The organism is Streptomyces sp. NPDC047043 (assembly GCF_040644055.1).
Classification (GTDB): domain Bacteria; phylum Actinomycetota; class Actinomycetes; order Streptomycetales; family Streptomycetaceae; genus Streptomyces.
Window position 1 is genome coordinate 248,995 of sequence record NZ_JBEYVO010000007.1, and the last position, 18,164, is coordinate 267,158.

Annotated in this window: 18 protein-coding genes; 13 read left to right on the top strand and 5 right to left on the bottom strand. The window is 71.3% G+C overall.

The annotated features are described in order from the left end of the window. Nucleotides 1-8 precede the first annotated feature (8 nt). From metK to mgtE, 7 genes are all read left to right on the top strand, one after another. Nucleotides 9-1,172, top strand: coding sequence for a methionine adenosyltransferase (metK, locus tag ABZ880_RS13355; RefSeq protein WP_361260921.1), 1,164 nt, complete (start codon nt 9-11; stop codon nt 1,170-1,172). Between the two features lies 1 nt (nt 1,173). Then, nucleotides 1,174-2,088 carry a carbohydrate kinase family protein gene (locus tag ABZ880_RS13360; protein ID WP_361260922.1) on the top strand — a complete coding sequence of 305 codons (915 nt, stop codon included), beginning with the start codon at nt 1,174-1,176 and terminating at the stop codon, nt 2,086-2,088. Then, on the top strand, nt 2,085-3,011 hold the full coding sequence (metF, locus tag ABZ880_RS13365) for a methylenetetrahydrofolate reductase [NAD(P)H] (protein ID WP_361260924.1): 927 nt from the start codon (nt 2,085-2,087) through the stop codon (nt 3,009-3,011). Before ABZ880_RS13360 ends, metF begins: the two co-directional genes overlap by 4 nt. Further along, nucleotides 3,008-4,192: a chorismate synthase gene (aroC, locus tag ABZ880_RS13370; RefSeq protein WP_361260926.1), complete on the top strand. Its 1,185-nt coding sequence runs from the start codon at nt 3,008-3,010 to the stop codon at nt 4,190-4,192. Before metF ends, aroC begins: the two co-directional genes overlap by 4 nt. Then, nucleotides 4,189-4,809 (top strand): shikimate kinase, encoded by a 621-nt coding sequence (locus ABZ880_RS13375; RefSeq protein WP_361260928.1) that lies wholly within the window; start codon nt 4,189-4,191, stop codon nt 4,807-4,809. Before aroC ends, ABZ880_RS13375 begins: the two co-directional genes overlap by 4 nt. Continuing rightward, the gene (locus ABZ880_RS13380) at nt 4,806-5,552 is read left to right on the top strand and encodes a VOC family protein (RefSeq protein ID WP_361260930.1); all 747 of its coding nucleotides are present in this window, start codon (nt 4,806-4,808) and stop codon (nt 5,550-5,552) included. Before ABZ880_RS13375 ends, ABZ880_RS13380 begins: the two co-directional genes overlap by 4 nt. 289 nt (nt 5,553-5,841) lie before the next feature. Continuing rightward, on the top strand, nt 5,842-6,885 hold the full coding sequence (mgtE, locus tag ABZ880_RS13385; protein ID WP_361260932.1) for a magnesium transporter: 1,044 nt from the start codon (nt 5,842-5,844) through the stop codon (nt 6,883-6,885). 21 nt (nt 6,886-6,906) lie between these two features. Here mgtE and ABZ880_RS13390 read toward each other — a convergent pair whose 3' ends face one another. Further along, a complete protein-coding gene (locus tag ABZ880_RS13390; RefSeq protein ID WP_361260933.1) occupies nt 6,907-8,454 on the bottom strand; it encodes an LCP family protein in 1,548 nt (515 codons plus the stop codon). Nucleotides 8,455-8,581: 127 nt separating this feature from the next. Here ABZ880_RS13390 and tatA point away from each other — a divergent pair, with 127 nt between their 5' ends. Continuing rightward, the gene (tatA, locus tag ABZ880_RS13395) at nt 8,582-8,803 is read left to right on the top strand and encodes a Sec-independent protein translocase subunit TatA (RefSeq protein WP_361260935.1); all 222 of its coding nucleotides are present in this window, start codon (nt 8,582-8,584) and stop codon (nt 8,801-8,803) included. Between the two features lie 83 nt (nt 8,804-8,886). Here tatA and ABZ880_RS13400 read toward each other — a convergent pair whose 3' ends face one another. Together ABZ880_RS13400 and ABZ880_RS13405 are read right to left on the bottom strand one after the other, a co-directional pair. Beyond that, nucleotides 8,887-9,315, bottom strand: a complete 429-nt coding sequence (locus ABZ880_RS13400) for a DUF6114 domain-containing protein (protein WP_361260937.1) — start codon at nt 9,313-9,315, stop codon at nt 8,887-8,889. After that, nucleotides 9,315-9,983: a DUF6230 family protein gene (locus ABZ880_RS13405; protein WP_361260938.1), complete on the bottom strand. Its 669-nt coding sequence runs from the start codon at nt 9,981-9,983 to the stop codon at nt 9,315-9,317. Before ABZ880_RS13405 ends, ABZ880_RS13400 begins: the two co-directional genes overlap by 1 nt. Before the next feature lie 652 nt (nt 9,984-10,635). On the opposite strand from ABZ880_RS13405, the gene ABZ880_RS13410 reads away from it, so the two are divergent. Continuing rightward, complete coding sequence (locus tag ABZ880_RS13410) at nt 10,636-11,289, top strand: Tat pathway signal sequence domain protein (RefSeq protein ID WP_361260940.1); 654 nt, start codon at nt 10,636-10,638, stop codon at nt 11,287-11,289. Nucleotides 11,290-11,307: 18 nt separating this feature from the next. On the opposite strand, the gene ABZ880_RS13415 is transcribed toward ABZ880_RS13410, so the two are convergent. Then, nucleotides 11,308-12,243 (bottom strand): lytic polysaccharide monooxygenase, encoded by a 936-nt coding sequence (locus ABZ880_RS13415; RefSeq protein WP_361260942.1) that lies wholly within the window; start codon nt 12,241-12,243, stop codon nt 11,308-11,310. 353 nt (nt 12,244-12,596) lie between these two features. Between ABZ880_RS13415 and ABZ880_RS13420 the strand changes: the two genes are divergently transcribed. Further along, on the top strand, nt 12,597-14,402 hold the full coding sequence (locus tag ABZ880_RS13420) for a S8 family serine peptidase (protein ID WP_361260944.1): 1,806 nt from the start codon (nt 12,597-12,599) through the stop codon (nt 14,400-14,402). 84 nt (nt 14,403-14,486) lie between these two features. Here the strand turns inward: ABZ880_RS13420 and ABZ880_RS13425 are convergent, their stop codons facing one another. Beyond that, nucleotides 14,487-15,122 carry a ScbR family autoregulator-binding transcription factor gene (locus ABZ880_RS13425; protein WP_361260946.1) on the bottom strand — a complete coding sequence of 212 codons (636 nt, stop codon included), beginning with the start codon at nt 15,120-15,122 and terminating at the stop codon, nt 14,487-14,489. Between the two features lie 184 nt (nt 15,123-15,306). Here ABZ880_RS13425 and ABZ880_RS13430 point away from each other — a divergent pair, with 184 nt between their 5' ends. The 3 genes from ABZ880_RS13430 to ABZ880_RS13440 all read left to right on the top strand — a co-directional run bounded on the left by ABZ880_RS13430 (nt 15,307) and on the right by ABZ880_RS13440 (nt 18,162). Continuing rightward, nucleotides 15,307-16,188 carry a ScbA/BarX family gamma-butyrolactone biosynthesis protein gene (locus tag ABZ880_RS13430; RefSeq protein ID WP_361260948.1) on the top strand — a complete coding sequence of 294 codons (882 nt, stop codon included), beginning with the start codon at nt 15,307-15,309 and terminating at the stop codon, nt 16,186-16,188. A gap of 113 nt (nt 16,189-16,301) precedes the next feature. Beyond that, nucleotides 16,302-16,949 (top strand): ScbR family autoregulator-binding transcription factor, encoded by a 648-nt coding sequence (locus tag ABZ880_RS13435; RefSeq protein WP_361260950.1) that lies wholly within the window; start codon nt 16,302-16,304, stop codon nt 16,947-16,949. Nucleotides 16,950-16,992: 43 nt separating this feature from the next. After that, nucleotides 16,993-18,162 (top strand): damage-control phosphatase ARMT1 family protein, encoded by a 1,170-nt coding sequence (locus ABZ880_RS13440; protein ID WP_361260951.1) that lies wholly within the window; start codon nt 16,993-16,995, stop codon nt 18,160-18,162. The last annotated feature ends 2 nt before the right edge of the window (nt 18,163-18,164 follow it).

Sequence of the window (18,164 nt, forward strand, 5' to 3'; positions counted from 1 at the left end):
GGAGAGCCATGTCCCGCCGCCTGTTCACCTCGGAGTCCGTCACCGAGGGACACCCCGACAAGATCGCCGACCGGATCAGCGACACGATCCTCGACGCCCTCATCGGCCAGGACCCGCACGCCCGGGTCGCCGTCGAGACGCTGATCACCACCGGCCAGGTGCACGTCGCCGGAGAGGTGACCACCACGGCGTACGCGGACATCCCCGGCCTGGTCCGGGACGCCGTCCTCGACATCGGCTACGACGCCTCCCAGAAGGGCTTCGACGGCCGCTCCTGCGGGGTGTCCGTGTCGATCGGCGCCCAGTCCCCGGACATCGCGCAGGGCGTCGACACCGGCGGCGCGGGCGACCAGGGCCTGATGTTCGGATACGCCTGCGACGAGACGCCCGAACTCATGCCCCTGCCCATCCAGTTGGCGCACCGGCTCGCCCACCGCCTCGCCCAGGTCCGCAAACAGGGTGTCACCCCCTACCTCCGCCCCGACGGCAAGACCCAGGTCACCATCGAGTACCTCGGCAGCCGCGCGGCCCGCCTCGACACCGTCGTCGTCTCCACCCAGCACGCCGCCGACGTCGACCTCCACGGGCTCCTCGCCCCCGACATCCGCACCCACGTCGTCGAGCACGAACTGGCCCGCCTCGCCGACGACGGCATCAAGCTCGACACCGAGGACTACCGCCTCCTGGTCAACCCCACCGGCCGCTTCGAGATCGGCGGCCCGATGGGCGACGCGGGCCTCACCGGCCGCAAGATCATCATCGACACGTACGGCGGCATGGCCCGCCACGGCGGCGGCGCCTTCTCCGGCAAGGACCCCTCCAAGGTGGACCGTTCGGCGGCGTACGCGATGCGCTGGGTGGCGAAGAACGTCGTGGCCGCCGGCCTCGCCCGCCGCTGCGAGGTCCAGGTCGCCTACGCCATCGGCAAGGCGGAGCCCGTAGGTCTGTTCGTCGAGACCTTCGGCACCGCCGCCGTACCGCAGCCGGCGATCGAGCACGCCGTCCGCCAGGTCTTCGACCTCCGCCCGGCCACCATCATCCGCGACCTCGACCTGCTCCGCCCGATCTACGCCCGGACCTCCGCCTACGGCCACTTCGGCCGCGAACTGGCCGACTTCACCTGGGAGAAGACGGACCGCGTGGACGCGCTGCGGCTCGCGGCGGGGGCCTGACATGCGGATCGCCGTCACCGGCTCCATCGCCACCGACCATCTGATGACCTTCCCCGGCCGCATCGCCGACCAGCTCCTCGCCGACCGTCTCGACCACGTCTCGCTGTCCTTCCTGGTCGACACCCTCGAGGTGCGTGACGGGGGAGTGGCCGCCAACATCGCCTACGGCCTGGCCCAACTCGGCCACCGGCCCCTGCTGTTGGGGGCGGTGGGCGCGGACTTCACCCCGTACGGCGAGCGGCTCGCGGCGCTCGGCGTGGACGTCTCCGGTGTCCACGTCTCCCGCACCCGCCACACCGCCCGCTTCCTGTGCACCACCGACCAGGACGGCAACCAGATCGCCTCCTTCTACCCGGGCGCGATGACCGAGGCCGCCGACATCGACCTCACCGAGGCCCTGCGCCGGCACGGCGGCGCCGACCTCGTCCTCGTCGGCGCCGACGACCCGGCCGCGATGCTCCGGCACACGCGCGCGTGCCGCACCCATCGCATCCCCTTCGCCGCCGACCCCTCCCAGCAGCTGGCCCGGCTCGACGGCGCCGAGATCCGTGAACTCGTCGGCGGCGCAGACCACTTGTTCACCAACGAGTACGAACACGCCCTGCTGCTCGCCAAGACGGACTGGACCCACGGCGAGGTCCTGCGCCGCGTCGGCACCTGGGTCACCACCCTCGGCGAGAAGGGCAGCCGCGTCGAACGCGCCGGTGACCCCCCGCTGGACGTCCCCGCCGTCCCGGCCGCCGATGCCGTGGACCCGACCGGCGTGGGCGATGCCTTCCGTGCGGGATACCTCGCCGCCCTGGCCGCCGGCCACGACACCGTCCGCCGCGCCCGGTGGGGCTCGGCCCTGGCCACCCTCGCCCTGTCCCGCATCGGCACCCAGACCTACACCGCGACCGGAGGCGACCCGGCATGACGGCACCCGCACCCGTGGCCACCCGCCCCCGCCGGGGCCCCGCCGAACTGATCGCGGCAGGCCACCGCTCCTACTCCTTCGAGTTCTTCCCGCCGAAGACCGGCAAGGGACAACGCGCCCTGTGGAGCGCACTGCGCCGCGTCGAGACCCTCAACCCGGCCTTCGTGTCGGTGACTTACGGCGCGGGCGGCTCCTCCCGCGAACTCACCACCGAGCTCACCCGCCGCGTCGCCGAGGACACCACCCTGCGCCCGGTCGCCCACCTCACCGCCGTCGGGCACTCCACCAACGAACTGCGCGGCATCATCGGCCGCTACGCGGACGCCGGCATCCGCGACGTCCTCGCGCTGCGCGGCGACCCGCCCGGCGACCCGCTGGCCCCCTGGATCCCGCACCCCCACGGCCTGGGCCACGCCGCCGAACTCGTCGAACTCATCCGTTCCTGCGGCGCCTTCTCCATCGGCGTCGCCGCCTTCCCGGAACGTCACCCGCGCTCGCCCGACTGGGACAGCGACGTCCGCCACTTCGTCGCCAAGTGCCGGGCCGGCGCCGACTACGCCATCACCCAGATGTTCTTCCGCGCCGAGGACTACCTCCGGCTCCGCGACCGCCTCGCCGCCGCGGGCTGCGACACCCCGGTCATCCCCGGCATCATGCCCGCCACCCGCTACGAACAGATCGCCCGCTTCGCCCGCCTCAGCAACGCGACCTTCCCGGACGACCTCGCCCTGCGCCTGCGCACCGCGCAGTACGACCCCGCCGAGTCCCACCGCATCGGGGTCGACCACGCGACCGCCCTCGCCCAGCGCCTCCTCGACGAGGGCGCCCCCGGCCTGCACTACATCACCCTCAACCACTCCTCGGCCGCCATGGACATCCACCGCGGGCTGCGCCTGCCGACCGCACCGGAGGAGCCGAGGTGAGCAGACTGCGCTGGCTGACCGCGGGGGAGTCCCACGGCCAGGCACTCGTGGCGACGCTGGAGGGGCTTCCGGCCGGGGTGCCGGTCACCACGGAGACGGTGGCGGATCACCTGGCCCGGCGCCGGCTCGGTTATGGACGCGGTGCGCGGATGAAGTTCGAGCGCGACGAGGTCACCTTCCTCGGCGGCGTCCGGCACGGCCTGACCCTCGGCTCCCCGGTCGCGGTCCTGGTCGGCAACACCGAGTGGCCGAAATGGGAGCAAGTCATGGCGGCCGACCCGGTCGACCCGGAGGTCTTGGCGGGCCTGGCCCGCAGCGCCCCGCTGACCCGCCCGCGCCCCGGCCACGCCGACCTGGCGGGGATGCAGAAGTACGGCTTCGACGAGGCCCGGCCGATCCTGGAGCGGGCCTCGGCGCGGGAGACCGCGGCCCGGGTGGCGCTGGGCGCGGTGGCGCGGTCGTACCTCAAGGAGACGACCGGCGTCGAAGTCCTGTCGCACGTCGTCGAGTTGGCCGCCGCGAAGGCGCCCTACGGCATCCTTCCGACCCCGGCGGACGTGGCGAGGCTGGACGCGGACCCGGTGCGCTGCCTGGACGCGGTCGCGTCGAAGGCGATGGTCGCCGAGGTCGACCAGGCCCACAAGGACGGCGACACCCTCGGCGGTGTGGTCGAGGTGCTGGCGTACGGCGTCCCGGTCGGCCTCGGCTCGCATGTGCACTGGGACCGGCGGCTGGACGCCCGGCTGGCCGCGGCACTGATGGGCATCCAGGCCGTCAAGGGCGTCGAGGTCGGCGACGGCTTCGAACTGGCCCGGGTGCCGGGTTCGCGGGCGCACGACGAGATCGTGAACACGCAGGACGGCATCCAGCGGTCCTCCGGCCGCTCCGGCGGCACCGAAGGGGGCCTGACCACAGGGGAGTTGCTGCGGATGCGGGCGGCGATGAAACCGATCGCCACCGTGCCGCGGGCCCTGCGGACGGTCGACGTGGCCACCGGCGAAACCGCCCTGGCCCACCACCAGCGCTCCGACGTGTGCGCGGTGCCGGCCGCCGGGATCGTCGCCGAGGCGATGGTCGCGCTCGTGCTGGCGGACGCGGTGGCGGAGAAGTTCGGCGGCGACAGCGTGCCCGAGACCCGCCGCAACGTGCGGTCGTATCTGGACCACTTGGCGATCCGATGAGCGGTCCGCTGGTCGTCCTGGTCGGGCCGACGGGTGTCGGGAAGTCCACGGTCGGGCGGCTGCTGGCCGAACGGCTCGGCGTCGCCCACCGGGACACGGACGACGACATCGTGGCCGCCGAGGGCCGGACCGTCGCGGAGCTCTTCCGCGACTTCGGCGAGGCCGCCTTTCGCGCGACCGAGAAGCGGGCCGTGCACCGAGCGCTCGGCGAACACCACGGCGTCCTCTCCCTCGGTGGCGGCTCGATCCTGGACGCGGACACGCGCGCGCTGCTGGCCGGGCAGCCGGTCGTCCACCTCACGATGGGCGTCGAAGAGGCCCTGCGGCGCCCGGGGTTGACCGCCGACCGCCCCCTCCTCGCCGTCGACCCGCGCACGCGCTGGCGCGAGCTGGCCGAGGCACGCCGGCATCTGTACGAGCAGGTCGCCACGGCCGTCGTGGCGACCGACGGCCGTACTCCCGAAGAAGTCGCCGCAGCGATCGCGGTGGACGAAATCACCGCGAAGGCCGGGGCGCATGGAAGGAATCCGCGAGTTGCCGGCGCCGGCTGGAGCGGTCCGTGGGGCGCGGCCAGGCTGGACGAAGATCGATCGTTGCGACCCGAGGAGAACCGATGAAGATCTCTCGCCACCCGGCCGGCGCGCCCTGCTGGGCGGACCTCGACACCCCCGACGTCGACTCCGCCCGCGCCTTCTACGGCTCCCTCTTCGGCTGGGAAGCCCTCCAACTCCCCACCGGGTACGTGAACTTCACGCTGAACGGGGAGAAGATCGTGGGCGCGGTGAAGCTCCGGGAGGGCCAGGAGCACTCGGCCGGCTGGAGCGTCTACTTCATGTCCGAGGACCTGGCCGCGACCTCGAAGGCCGTCGAGGCCGCCGGCGGACGCGTCGTCAGCCCGCCCACCAAGGTGTCGGTCGCCGGCAGCGCCGCCGTCCACCAGGCCCCCGACGGCGCCCTGTTCGGTGCCTGGGAGCCGGACAAGCACCCCGGCTCCGGCCTCGTCCGCGAGCCCGGCACACCGTCCTGGTTCACGCTCAGGACCCCGGACACCGAGGGCGCCAAGGCCTTCTACGGGCAGGTCTTCGGCTGGAGCGCCGCCGTACCGCCGGCCGGGGGCGCCGCCGCCCACCTCACCTTCGTCGACGGCAGGGCGGAGTTCGGCGGCATCACGAGCGGGCCCGAGGGCACGGCCGGCTGGACCCTGCACTTCGGCGTCGAGGACATCGACGGCTCCGCGGTCGCGGCGGCCGCCCTCGGCGGCACCGTCCTGACGCCGCCCACCGAACTGCCCGGCGTCGGCCGCACCGCCGTACTCCGGGACCCGGCAGGCGTCACCTTCGGCCTCGTCCAGCTCACCTGACCCGGCGCCCCCCACACCGCCCCGGTGGGCCCAGCGTTCCCCACCGGGGCGGCCCCTTGATCACCTGCACGCATCCTTCGGCCCACCCGACCGGCATGGAGGAAAACCGGCAGATGTGCCGCACCGCTCGCCCGAGCCGGCGGCGGTGCGCACCATCTGGCTGTCGGCCCAGGACGTCGTACGCGACGCGCATGCGGAGGGAGGTGGTTCGCCGTGCAGAGCGAACCTCCCAGTCAGCTCCCGTGCACCCGCCGCCCCGCGTCCCGCCGTCCTGCCGAGGTGACCTGCCATGACGTACACCCAGCTGCCCGAAGACCGCCACGCCCTGCACGCCCGGCCGCTGCCCGACCGACCCACGCCGCTCGGCTTCCCCCGGGGTTCGGTCGGGCGCCGCACGACTTCCGAAGTGCTGGTGCTGGAAGAACACTTGACGATCCATCAGGCACTGGAGCGGGTGCGGCGGGAGGGCGCCGACGCCGAGACCGTGTACACCCTTCCCGTCGTGGACCGCGGGCGGCGGCTGACGGGCGTCGTCTCGCTGCGCGAGCTGGTGCTCAGCCCGCCGGACGACGACCTCGCCGACCACGTCGTCAGCGGTGCCGCGCGGGCGCACGCCGCCGACTCCGCGGAGGACGCGGCGCGGCTGATGCGCGAGAGCGACGCGCTCGCCCTGCCCGTCGTCGACGACGAGGAACGGCTCGTGGGGCTGCTGACCATCGACGACGCCGTGGACGTCATCGAGGACGCCGACACCGAGGACGTCGCCCGGCAGTCCGGGGCGGCCCCGTGGGCCGGGCACTACATGGCGGCGACCGTGTGGCAGCTGGCGCGCTACCGGGTCGTGTGGCTGCTGCTCCTGCTGCTGGCCGCGACCCTCACCGTCACGGTGACCGAGGCCTTCGAGAGCACCCTGGAGAAGGTCACCCAACTCGCCACGTTCATCCCGCTGTTGATCGGCACCGGCGGCAACGCGGGCGCGCAGGCGGCCACCGCCGCGGTCCGGGCGCTGGCCGTGGGCGAGGTGCGGGTCTGCGACCTGCCCGCGGTCGTCTGGCGCGAGTGCCGGGTCGGCGTCGTGCTCGGCGCGATCCTCGCCGGGCTGGGCCTGGTGCTGGGCACGCTGTTCGTGGGCGCGCACATCGCAGTGGTGGTCGGCGTCGCCCTGGTCGTCATCTGCGGCTGGGCGGCGACGGTCGGCGGCACCATGCCGCTGCTGGCCAAGCGCCTGCACATCGACCCGGCGGTGGTCTCGGCCCCGATGGTGACGACCCTGGTGGACGCCACCGGCCTGGTCATCTACTTCCTCACCGCCCGAGCGGTGCTCGGCATCTGACCGGCCGGTGCGTCTGCGCCGTCAGCCGTACGTCAGGTTCGAGCAGAGGTTGTCGTCGGCGGATCGCGCGCCGGCGGCGACCGAACTCGGGACGGCCGTCGGGGAGGCGGTGGCGGTGGGCGTGTTCGCGTAAGACTGCCCGAGTACGACGCTGATGCCGGCCCGGGTCACCGACTGCAGCTGGGCGCCCGGGAACGCCTTGGCGACCGTCTCGGCGGCGGCCTGCTCCCCGGCGCCGTACTCGACCAGCGTCGTGGTGTGGTCCTGCGTGGACGCTGTCGCCGTACCGGTGACCGTGAAGCCGTCCGAGGTCAGCGTGGCGGCCCCGCGGGCGGCCAGGCCGCCGACGGTGGTGCCGTTGTAGACGGTGACGTCGATGCCGGTGCCGGACACGGGGGACGCGGAGGGGGAGGGGGACGCGCCGGCCTTGGCGCCGCTCTTCTTGCCGCTCGCGTTCTTGCCGTCGATCGTGTGGTCCGCCTTGAGTGCGGCGAAGAGGTCGTCGGCGTCCGGCTGCACGACGGCCACCCGCGAACCGTCGTACCGCCAGGGGACGGTGACGAACTTGGTGTTGTGCAGGTCGATGTCCTTCAGCGACATGGCGAAGGACATGAGCTTGTCGGCGGAGCCGAGGCCGGGGTCGACGGTCAGCGACTTGGTGGCTGCGTCGGCGAGCGGCAGCAGCCTGGTCGGCGTCAGGCCGTTGCTCTTGACCTCCTTCAACAGGCTTGCCACAAAGGCCTGTTGGCGTTTGATACGGCCGATGTCGGAGCCGTCGCCGATGCCGTGCCGGATGCGGACGTAGTCCAGCGCCTTCTGCCCGGAGACGGTCTGCTCGCCCTTCTTGAACAGCAGCTTGCCGCGGGTGGTGCGGTTGGGGTTGAGGTCGTTCTCGTACACGTCGTTGGGCAGGCACACCTTCACACCTCCGACCACCGACGTCAGGCTCGCGAAACCCTTGAAGTCGACGACGACCGTGTGGTCCACGCGCAGTCCGGTGAGCTGCTCGACCGTGTTCTGTGTGCAGGCGGGGTTGCCCTTCGCGGTCTCGCCGACGGAGTAGGCCGCGTTGAACATCGTGTCCGTCCGGGTCTTCGTCCAGGTGCCGTCGGGCAGCTTGCAGGGCGGGATGGTGACGAGGGTGTCGCGGGGTATGGAGACCGCCAGGGCGTGCTTGTGGTCGGCGTATATGTGCAGCAGGAAGGCGGTGTCGGAGCGGCCCACGTCGTCCTTGTTGCCGCCGCCGAGCCTGTCGTTGCCGCCGGTGCGGGTGTCGGAGCCGATGACCAGGACGTTCTCGCCCTTGGAGGAGCCCGCCTTCGGGCGGTTGTCGGACAGGCCGCCCGAGTCGAAGGTGTTGATGTTGCCGTCCAGCTTCAGATAGAGCCAGCCCGCTCCGGCGAGCGCGAGCACCAGCAGCGACAGCACGAACGCGAGCGCGAAACGTATCCGGCGGCCACGCCGGCGTCTGCGCTCGCGGGCGGCCGACCGGGCACCGCCCTCGCCCGGGCCGCCCTGGCCGGCGCGGTGGCGCGGGGGTGCTGTCGTCCGGCTGTTGGTGACGGTCATCGGCGCCTCTTACGTCGCTGCCATGGTTGTACAGTTGCGCAATGTAGCAACCGTCGATGTGCGGGCGAGCAGCGGCAAGTGTCCCCTGCCGACGTAAGAAGAAGTTGAGGAAAGGGAGGGTGTGGCGATGCTCCGCAACGGACTGGAACCCTGGCATCTGCTGATCGTGGCGATCGTCGTGATCGTGCTCTTCGGCTCGAAGAAGCTCCCGGACACCGCCCGCGCCCTGGGCAAGTCCATGCGCATCCTCAAGAGCGAGGCGAAGGCGATGAAGGACGAGGGCGACCACCCGGCCGTCCCGACGGTCGTGGAGCCGACGGACGTGACCCGGGGCCCGGCCGCTTCCTGAGCAGAGGCCGACGACCCCGGAGGTACGGGCCTCCGGGGTCGGGTCGAATGGCGCCGCTCGGCCCGCTCGAATTGGGCCGACGCCTACAGCTGGACCGCCTCCGCGGCCCGCGCCTGCTTCCGGCGCTGCCGGCGGCTGACGCGCGGCTCCTGGTCCGGCAGCCAGCCGAAGGTGAGGCAGCTGCCGACGGCTCCCAGGAGCAGGCCGACGAAGAAGCCGCCCAGGTTGGAGGTGAGCCAGGTGCCCAGGGAGGCCAGGACGCCGATGATCGAGTAGAACAGGCGTTGCGAGGGGCTGAAGAGGATCAGCAGTCCGCACAGCAGCATCACGGTGGGCAGGAGGTAGCCGGCCAGGTTCTGCGCACCGGAGTGCATGATGACCTTCACCGAGGCCTTCTCGGTGAGCAGGATCTCCGCCCCGCCCAGGGCGAGCAGCAGCCCGCCCCAGAAAGGACGGCGGGCCCGCCACTCACGGAAAGCGGGCCGCACGCCTTGCTTCGGGGTTTCCGACATCAGCAACCCGAGTCGCTGAACGACAGCTTCAGGCCGGGAAGCTTGAACACGCCTGCCGTGGTCGCGTAGTTCGTCTGCCGCAGGTTGTCGATGTGCACCGTGTCGGCCTGCTGGCTGAAGACGCCCTTCGGACCCTTGACCCCGGCCTTGGTGAGCGTGCTCGCGTCGTTGCCGATCTCGATGTTGTTGAAGGACGCGTCGCCCGACAGCTCCGTCGAGTCGGTGGTCAGATCGGTCGCCTGCACCTTCGACGAGCCGCTGCCCGCCTTGATGAGCAGGTTCGTGCCGCCCAGGTCCACGCTCTGGCACAGGCTGTCCAGCGTCGCGCTCTTGATGGCGGAGGTGACGACCAGCACCTGGCCGCCGGTGTCGCCCGCGTTCGGGCTGTTTTCGATCATGCTGTCCAGCGCGCCGAACTGCTCGAAGCCGGTGCCGTCGAGCGACTTGGCGGTGACCGTGAAGGGCATGCCGGAGATCGAGAAGGAGACCCCCAGTGCCCCCTCGGCGGTCATGATCGCGAGGCCGGCGGCGACCGCGACGGCCGGAACGGCCATCACCGCGGCACGGCGCAGCCGGACCCGCCCGCGTCTCACGGGGTCGGGCGTGGAACCGCTTTCGGTCCCGGGGGTGTGGTCGGCGGACGGGTTGACGTCCGAGGACGAGGCCATTTCTGCTCCCATGTGCATTAGTCAGTGCGGGTTGGGCGTCAGCGGCACGTTGTCCTGGCGCGGACAGCGCACTGGGGCGCACGACTCCTCACAACTCCCGGCGGGTGTAAGGGCTTTCTCGTACTCCGCAGTAGCCGTCGAGGAAGTTACCCGTGGTTACTTTTAAGGGTCAAGGGAGTTGTGAAAAAAGAGTGTTCGTTGTGCCCCACCTGTGCGTCGGTGGTGTGCGACGACTCCCGGCAGCCTCTTGAACGATCGTCAACTCCCTTGATCCGCCTTGACGTTGACTGACCATCAGGTCTACAACTTCCCCTGGCTTCCCCCGGATCCGTGGCGCCGGATCCCGCCGCGCGGCATCGCCCGCGTTCCCGGAAACCCCCACGCCCTCCGACGGTCCCGCACGGGCACTTCCCCCCTGGTCCGTGCGGGCCCGCCTCTCCCGCCCGGTTCGGCAGGCGGCCCTCCCCACGGGTCTTCGGTCGGTCACCGGCCGGTCGTCGTTGCCGGTCCGTCACGTACGGAGAAGGCGTCACGGGCCGGCAACGGCGGACGCCGATTCGCGTCCCCCCACGCCTGTTTCATCCCAACTCTGCAGAAGCAGCCCCCCAAACCCTCAGAAGTAGCCCCCACATCTCAGAAAAGAGACCCCCGCATGCGCACTCGCACCCTCGTCACCCTTCTCGGCGCCGTCGCCGCCCTCTCGATCCCCGCGGCCGTCCCGGCCTCGGCGGCCGACACCGCGGTCCTGACCACCGGTTCGGCCGGCGGCACCGCCGTCGCGGTCGGCGACGTCCTCTCCGCCCCGCTGGCCAGCGGCACCAGCGCCACCCTCTACTCCAGTGCGACCGGCACCAGTGGCGTGAAGTGCACGTCGTCCACGTTCACCGCCACCGTCACCGACAACCCGGCCGCGCCGGGCACGGCCACCGAGTCGGTCAGCGCCCAGACCTTCGACAGCAGCAGCTGCACCAGCAACGTCGTCGGTGTGCTCGGCGTCAGCAGCATCACGGTCGACAACCTGCCGTACACCACCAGCGTGGCCTCCGACGGCACCATCACCGTGACCCCGGCGAGCGGTTCCACCATCCAGACCACCGTCAAGCTGACCACCCTGCTGGGCAGCATCAGCTGCGTCTACCAGGCCTCCAGCCTGACCGGCACGGCCAGCAACGACGACAACAGCATCAACTTCACCAACCAGGCGTTCACCAAGTCGTCCGGTTCGTCGCTCTGCTTCAGCAGCGGCTACTTCACCGCCAAGTACGCCCCGGTGACCGACAACGGCGCCACGGTCTACGTCAACTGACGCTCCAGCAGGGGTAGTTCAGCGTCGACGCAGACGCAGTGCCAGGGCGGCGCCGCCGGTGAGGACCAACACCGCAGCGGCGCCGCCCGCCAGCATGGGCGCGGACGGGCCGGAGTCGGCGGCGGACGTCGAGGCCACCGGCGTGCTGTCGGGGGCGGCGGTGTCCTTCTGCTGCGGGCTCGCCGCGGCTTCGGCGGTGCGGGAGGGAGTCGCACGGGATCCGGGAGTTGCCGAAGGGCTGCTGCTCGCGCTCTTCTCGCCGCCGTTCGGTGAGGCCGACACCGCGGAGCCACCGCTCCTACCACTGCTCTTGGCAGCCGGGAACACCACGTCCGAGCACGAGTAGTACGTGTCCGTCGTGCTGCTGTTCTGCCAGATCGTGTAGAGCACGTGGTGCCCGGTCCGGTCGGACGGCAGCTTCGCGGTGATGCGGTAGGCGCCGTTGGTCAGTGCCGGGTCCTTGACCGAGGCGAAGGGCTGCGCCGGCAGCTCGGACCAGCTCAGCGGCTTCGTCGGGTCGTAGCCGGGCTTGGTGAGGTAGAGCCTGAACGTGCCGGTGTGCGGGATCGTCGAGGCGTACTTCATGGTCATCGTCGCGCCGGGCGTCAGGTTCGTCGTCGGCCAGTCGGAGCGGGCGAGGTCGAGGCCCTTGTAGGCGGGCAGGTTGCCGCTGCACAGCTTTCCGTCGGGGATGACCTGACGGTCCCGGCCGTTCACGCCCGCCACCCGCAGATTGTCCCAGAACGTGAAGGGGGCGCCGTTCGCGGCCACCGCAGCCCTGCAGGCAGCCGTCTTCGCGTTCGCGCCGCCGTCCGGGGAGCAGGCGTACACCCGGCTGACCGGATCCGTCGGTGCGCCGTGCGCCTGTGCGGGGCCCGCCGCCCACAGGGACAGCAGGAACGGGGTCGCGAGGGCGGCCGCCAGGGCGGTGCGGTGTGCGGTCATCCGGGACATCCGGAACGTCTCCTCGGCCGGCGCGGGAACGGGTGCTCCCGTGGATTACGGGGAAACGGCCCGGCGCGTTCACCGTGTGACGTTCGAGGTGAAACGGGGCAAGGCAGGTCAACCGGCCGACGTCGAGGGTGTGTTTCCGGCCTGATCGAGGGTTTCCCCTGTATCCCCATGACCATCTCTTTGCCTATCGTTCCTGCACAGCCGACCCACAGGCAACCCCGAACGGGTTCGCGCTCGCGCCTGGCCGGCCACCGCGCCGCACCGCTTTTCGCACCACCCCCCGCCGCTTCGACGACGAAGCGATTCCCCCTGCCGCTCCGCGCTGTCCGGAGCCGGCCACGAAAGGCACGCCCGTGCGTACACCCCGAACCGGCGGACGGAAGCTGATATCCGTCGCCGCGGCCTCGGCCGCCCTCATCACCGCGGCCACGGCCTCGGTCGCCGTCGCCCAGGAACCCGCCACCGAGCGGGCCACCGTCCCGGCCGCCCAGGCCGAGGCCGCCCCCGGCACCCCGGCCGAGCGCCTCATCGTCGGCTACAAGTCCGGCGCCGAGGAGGCCAGGTCGAACAAGGCCGCCGCGGCCGACGCCGAAGCCAAGGGCAAGGAGGCCGGCGAGGACGTCGACTTCCGCCGCCGCCTCGGCACCGGCGCCGCCCTCGTCGACCTGGGCGACAGGCCCGGCACCGCCCAAGTCGCCGACGTGGTCGCCGAGTTCAAGGCCGACCCGCAGGTCGCCTACGTCGTACCGGACCGTCTGAACCGGCCGCAGGCCGACCCGAACGACACCGAGTACGCCAAGCAGTGGGACCTCTTCGAGTCGACGGCCGGCATGAACGTGCCCGGCGCCTGGCCTACGTCGACCGGCTCCGGCGTGACCGTCGCCGTCATCGACACCGGCTACGTCGCCCACTCCGACCTCGCGGCGAACATCGTCGGCGGTTACGACTTCATCGCCGACACCGCCGTATCGGTGGACGGCGACGGCCGTGACAGCAACCCGGCAGACCCTGGCGACTGGTACAACGCGGGCGACTGCGGCTCCGGGATCCCGGCCTCCGGCTCCTCCTGGCACGGCACGCACGTCGCCGGCACCATCGCCGCCGTCACGAACAACAACAAGGGCGTCGCGGGCATCGCGTACGGCGCGAAGATCTCCCCGCTGCGGGTGCTCGGCAAGTGCGGCGGCTACGACTCCGACATCATCGACGCCATCACCTGGGCGTCCGGCGGCAGCGTCTCCGGCGTGCCCGCCAACTCCAACGTCGCCAAGGTCATCAACATGAGCCTGGGCGGTGACGGCGCCTGCTCCTCGGCGACCCAGAGCGCGATCACCGCCGCCGTGAACCGCGGCACCACCGTCGTCGTGGCCGCGGGCAACGACAACGACAACGTCGCGAACCACTCGCCGGGCAACTGCAACAACGTCATCTCGGTCGCGGCCACCAACCGCTCCGGCGCGAAGGCCTCGTACTCCAACTACGGCTCGCTCGTGGACATCTCGGCGCCCGGCGGGCAGACCAGCACCGGGACCGCCAACGGCATCCTGTCCACGCTCAACTCCGGTACGAAGACGCCCTCTTCGGAGTCGTACGCCTACTACCAGGGCACCAGCATGGCCACCCCGCACATCGCGGGCCTGGTGGCACTGGTGAAGTCCGCGAACGCGTCCCTGACCCCGGCGCAGATCGAGACCGCCATCAAGAACAACGCCCGTGCCCTGCCGGGCAGTTGCTCGGGCGGCTGCGGTGCGGGTCTGGCGGACGCCGCCAGGACGGTGCAGGCGGTGAGCGGCTCCGGCGGCTCCACGGGGGGCACCACCTTCTCCAACACCACCGCGGTCGCCGTACCGGACAACGGCTCGGCGATCGAGTCCTCCATCGCCGTCAGCGGCCGCAGCGGGAACGCGCCCTCCGCTCTCCAGGTCGGCGTCGACATCACCCACACCTACCGCGGTGACCTGGTGATCGACCTGGTCGCACCGGACGGTTCGACCTACCGCCTGAAGTCCGCGAGCTCCTCGGACTCCGCCGACAACGTCAACACCACCTACACCGTGAACGCGTCGAGCGAGACGGCGAACGGCACCTGGAAGCTGCGCGTGCAGGACACGGCGGCGCAGGACACGGGCACGCTGAACAGCTGGAAGCTCACGTTCTGACGAGCGTCCGAGGACCTTCTTGGGCGGTGCCCCCGAACGGGCGGGCCGGCCGGTGCGGATGGGGCACCGGCCGGCCCGTCGTCGTCACGGCATGGTGGCCAGGACCCGGGGTCCGCGGTCGGGGGCGGCGTCGATACGGGGGAGCAGCCCGGGCACCGCGACACTGGGCAGGATGTGGGACCACAGGACCGAGATGCGGTGCGCGAGGTCGTCCCGGTCGGTCAGCGCCCGTGACATCAGCTGGATCCCGGCGAACGCGCCGACAAGCAGCTCCACGGTGTCCCTCGGCTGCACCGTGGGCAGCAACTCGCCCTGCTTGTCGGCCTGTTGCAGCAGTTCGACCAGATGGTCCGCCCACTGTCTGAACGGCCCGCTGTGATCGACACCGGGCGGCGCGGACTGGTCCACGGTCAGCCGGACGCTCCCCTTCAGCAGCGCGTTGCTCAGCAGCCGCTGCCCGAAGACGAAGGTGATGTCGATGATCTCCTGGAGCTTGCACGGCTGCGGCGGCACGGCACCGAGGGGGAGTTGCTCGTCCAGCACGGCCTGGGCGAGGGACTCCTTGGACGGGAAGTGGAAATAGAGGGCGCCCTTGGTGACGTCGGCCCGCTCCAGCACCATCGCGATGGTCGTGGATGTGTAGCCGTGCTCGTCGAAGACCGCGCCCGCCGCTTCCAGGATCGCTCTGCGCGTCCGGACGGCGCGCTCCTGTTTCACCATAAGTGCCCCTCCACCACGCCGAGTTGGCCGATGCCCCGGACCTACGCGGAACCGGTCGCACGCCCTTCGGGGTCACCTATGTCTCATTGAAAACCAACCGGTCGCCTCGTACTCTAGCGCTCACCGGCTCGGGCACCTCGCCCTCTGGTCCGTCGTCCGCTTTCAGGGGGACCGAGGGAGGGACATGTCGCACATGACTCTGACGGCCACCGTGCCCCGCGAGTTCGTGCACCGCGCGGCAGTTGCGGAAACGTTCCTGACGGGCTGGCGGCAGACCGGACCGGACCAGTTCACGCTATTCGGCCAGTGGCCGCGGGCACATCAGTTACACGTGTCGTCGGACCGGTCCGCGTACGAGCCGCTGCTCGTCGCGGAGACCGTCCGCCAGTGCGGGGCGCTCCTCGCGCACGCCGAGTACGACGCCCCGCTCGACCACTGCTTCGTCCTCCAGGAACTGCAGTTCACCACGCGTCCCGAGCACCTCGCCGTCGGTGCCGTACCCGCCGAACCCACCCTCGACGTCACCGTCGTGGACATCCGCCGGCGCGCCGGCCGTCCCATCGCGTTCGCGTACGACACCGCCGTACGCCTCGGCGGAGAGCGTGTCGCCACCGCGTACCTGGCCGTCAGCTGGACCAGCGAGTCCGTCTACCGGCGACTGCGCGGCGGCCGCACCCCGGCGAACATCTCCGCACTGCCCCTCCCGCCGGGTCTGCCGGCGACCGCGGTGGGCCGCGCCCTGCCGGCGGACGTGGTCCTGGCCCCGCCCGAGCGCCCCGACCGCTGGCAGTTACGAGTGGATACCGCACATCCCGTTTTCTTCGACCATCCACTCGATCACATACCCGGCATGCTCCTTCTGGAGGCGGCCCGCCAGGCGGCGCGGGTGCGGGCCGCCGAGCCGGGATCCGCGGCCTCCTTCCACGCCATCTTCCACAGGTACGCCGAGCTGGACCGACCCGTGTGGATCGAGGCGACGGACGGGAAGGCGAGCGACCTCCAACTGGTGGGAAGGCAGGGCGAGTCCACGGTGTTCGAGTGCGCCGTCGACGCCGCCGCACGGTGAGATATCGTGTACACGGAGTAAGAAACAAACAGCATGACCCGTTCTTTCCCGTCCCAGAAGGGTTCAGTTTCTTCCCAGGAGTGTTCGGTTCCGGTCCCAGGAGAGTTCAACCGATGGCGAGGCAGTTACGCGCCGAGCAGACCCGCGCGACGATCATCACGGCCGCAGCAGACCTGTTCGACCGCCGCGGATACGAATCGACCAGCCTGAGCGACATCGTCGAACACGCTCAAGTCACCAAGGGCGCCCTGTACTTCCACTTCGCGGCGAAGGAGGATCTGGCGCACGCCATCATGGAGCTGCAGTCCAAGGCCTCGCGCGAGGTGACGACCGAGCTGGACGGCCGGGGCTACTCCTCTCTCGAGACCCTGATGCGCATCACCTTCGGCATCGCGCGGCTGTCCGTGGAGGGCCCCATCCCACGGGCCGGACTGCGCCTGGCCACCGGGGGACTTCCCGTACGGCCGCCGCTCACGCATCCGTTCACCGAGTGGCGGGACATAGCCGGCCGCAAACTCCTCGGCGCCATCAAGGAGTCCGACGTCCACCCGGACATCGACGTGGACGCCGTCGCCCACTCCCTCGTCAGCTTCTTCGTCGGCACCCGGGTCGTCGGCCGTTCCCTCGAACCCGTGGCCCGCCAGCCCCGCCGGGTCGCCGAGATGTGGCACGTCATGATCCGCGGCCTGGTCCCGGTGACCCGCCGGGCCCGCTATCTGAGCCTGGCGGCACGCCTGGAACGGGAGAGCAGAACGGCGTAGCGGGAGACCGGATCGGCGTGCCGCAGGCTCTATGGTGAGGCGCATGTCCGACATCCCGTTCGCGCCCGTGATCCTCGGCAACGAGCCGGGTTCGTTCCCGCACAGCGTGCTCGCCGAGCGGCATCCCGCGATCATCCGTCAGGTCCGGGAGGCCTTCCCGTACGGCCCCGACCGGCACCGCGCGCTCGACGCGCTCCTCGCGAGCTGCACCAAGGGCGTGATCGAACCGCTCCCCGCCGACGCGCACGACCGGGAGCGCTGGCAGGCCTGGGGCGTGGCCGAGTACGCCGGACGTTCCTGGTACGACGTCCCCTGGCTCTGGTCGGAGAGCTACTTCTACCGCCAACTCCTCGAAGCCGTCGGCTACTTCGCCCCCGGCCCCTGGCAGGGCATCGACCCGTTCCGCCCCTTCAAGCTGGCCGAGCTCGACTCCCCGGAGACGGACGAGGAACTGGCCGCCCTCGACGCCCTGTCCGCCGAGGACCAGGACCGGGCCCTTCTGCACGGTTCCCTGTGGGGCAACCGCGCCGACCTCGGCTTCCGCCTGTCCGACGCGACCGCCGACACCAAGGAGGCCGCCCCCGGCCTGGTCGCCGACGACAGCGAGACGCTGTGGTCCCTGCTCCCGCCCTCCGGCGCGGCCACCCTGCACCTCATCGCCGACAACGCCGGCCGCGAACTCATCCCCGACCTCCTCCTCATCGCCCATCTCCTCGAGCGTGGGCGCGTCGAACGGGCGGTCCTGCACGTCAAGCCGTACCCGTACTACGTCTCCGACGCGACGACGGCCGACGTGCTCGACGCCCTGCGGAGGCTGACCGAGGCGCAGGGCGCCGCCGTCGAGTACGGCCGCCTCCTGTGGTCGGCGATGACCGACGGCCGCCTCACGCTCCGCGCCCACCCCTTCAGCGCGGCCCCGCTGCCGTACGCGGACATGCCCGAAGACCTCCGGGCGGAACTCGCCGCGGCCACGGTCACCGTCGTGAAGGGCGACCTCAACTACCGTCGCCTGGTGGGCGACCGGCTTTGGCCCCCGACGACCCCCTTCGGAGCCGTCACCGCCCACTTCCCCGGCCCGGTCGCCGCCCTGCGCACCCTGAAGTCCGACGTGATCACGGGCCTGACCGCCGAAACGGAGGCCGCGCTCGTGGCGGCAGAGGGACAGCGCTGGCGGACGGGCGGGACGCATGCGCTGATCCAGGTGCGGGCCTGACC

Coding starts and splice junctions, on each gene's coding strand:
- ABZ880_RS13400 (WP_361260937.1), bottom strand. CDS start 9,315: ATGTCGGAAACCCCGAAGCAAGGCGTGCGGCCCGCTTTCCGTGAGTGG.
- ABZ880_RS13425 (WP_361260946.1), bottom strand. CDS start 15,122: ATGGTGAAACAGGAGCGCGCCGTCCGGACGCGCAGAGCGATCCTGGAA.
- metF (WP_361260924.1), top strand. CDS start 2,085: ATGACGGCACCCGCACCCGTGGCCACCCGCCCCCGCCGGGGCCCCGCC.
- ABZ880_RS13380 (WP_361260930.1), top strand. CDS start 4,806: ATGAAGATCTCTCGCCACCCGGCCGGCGCGCCCTGCTGGGCGGACCTC.
- ABZ880_RS13410 (WP_361260940.1), top strand. CDS start 10,636: ATGCGCACTCGCACCCTCGTCACCCTTCTCGGCGCCGTCGCCGCCCTC.
- ABZ880_RS13440 (WP_361260951.1), top strand. CDS start 16,993: ATGTCCGACATCCCGTTCGCGCCCGTGATCCTCGGCAACGAGCCGGGT.
- mgtE (WP_361260932.1), top strand. CDS start 5,842: ATGACGTACACCCAGCTGCCCGAAGACCGCCACGCCCTGCACGCCCGG.
- ABZ880_RS13405 (WP_361260938.1), bottom strand. CDS start 9,983: ATGGCCTCGTCCTCGGACGTCAACCCGTCCGCCGACCACACCCCCGGG.
- ABZ880_RS13390 (WP_361260933.1), bottom strand. CDS start 8,454: ATGACCGTCACCAACAGCCGGACGACAGCACCCCCGCGCCACCGCGCC.
- ABZ880_RS13415 (WP_361260942.1), bottom strand. CDS start 12,243: ATGTCCCGGATGACCGCACACCGCACCGCCCTGGCGGCCGCCCTCGCG.
- ABZ880_RS13360 (WP_361260922.1), top strand. CDS start 1,174: ATGCGGATCGCCGTCACCGGCTCCATCGCCACCGACCATCTGATGACC.
- ABZ880_RS13375 (WP_361260928.1), top strand. CDS start 4,189: ATGAGCGGTCCGCTGGTCGTCCTGGTCGGGCCGACGGGTGTCGGGAAG.
- ABZ880_RS13435 (WP_361260950.1), top strand. CDS start 16,302: ATGGCGAGGCAGTTACGCGCCGAGCAGACCCGCGCGACGATCATCACG.
- ABZ880_RS13430 (WP_361260948.1), top strand. CDS start 15,307: ATGTCGCACATGACTCTGACGGCCACCGTGCCCCGCGAGTTCGTGCAC.
- metK (WP_361260921.1), top strand. CDS start 9: ATGTCCCGCCGCCTGTTCACCTCGGAGTCCGTCACCGAGGGACACCCC.
- tatA (WP_361260935.1), top strand. CDS start 8,582: ATGCTCCGCAACGGACTGGAACCCTGGCATCTGCTGATCGTGGCGATC.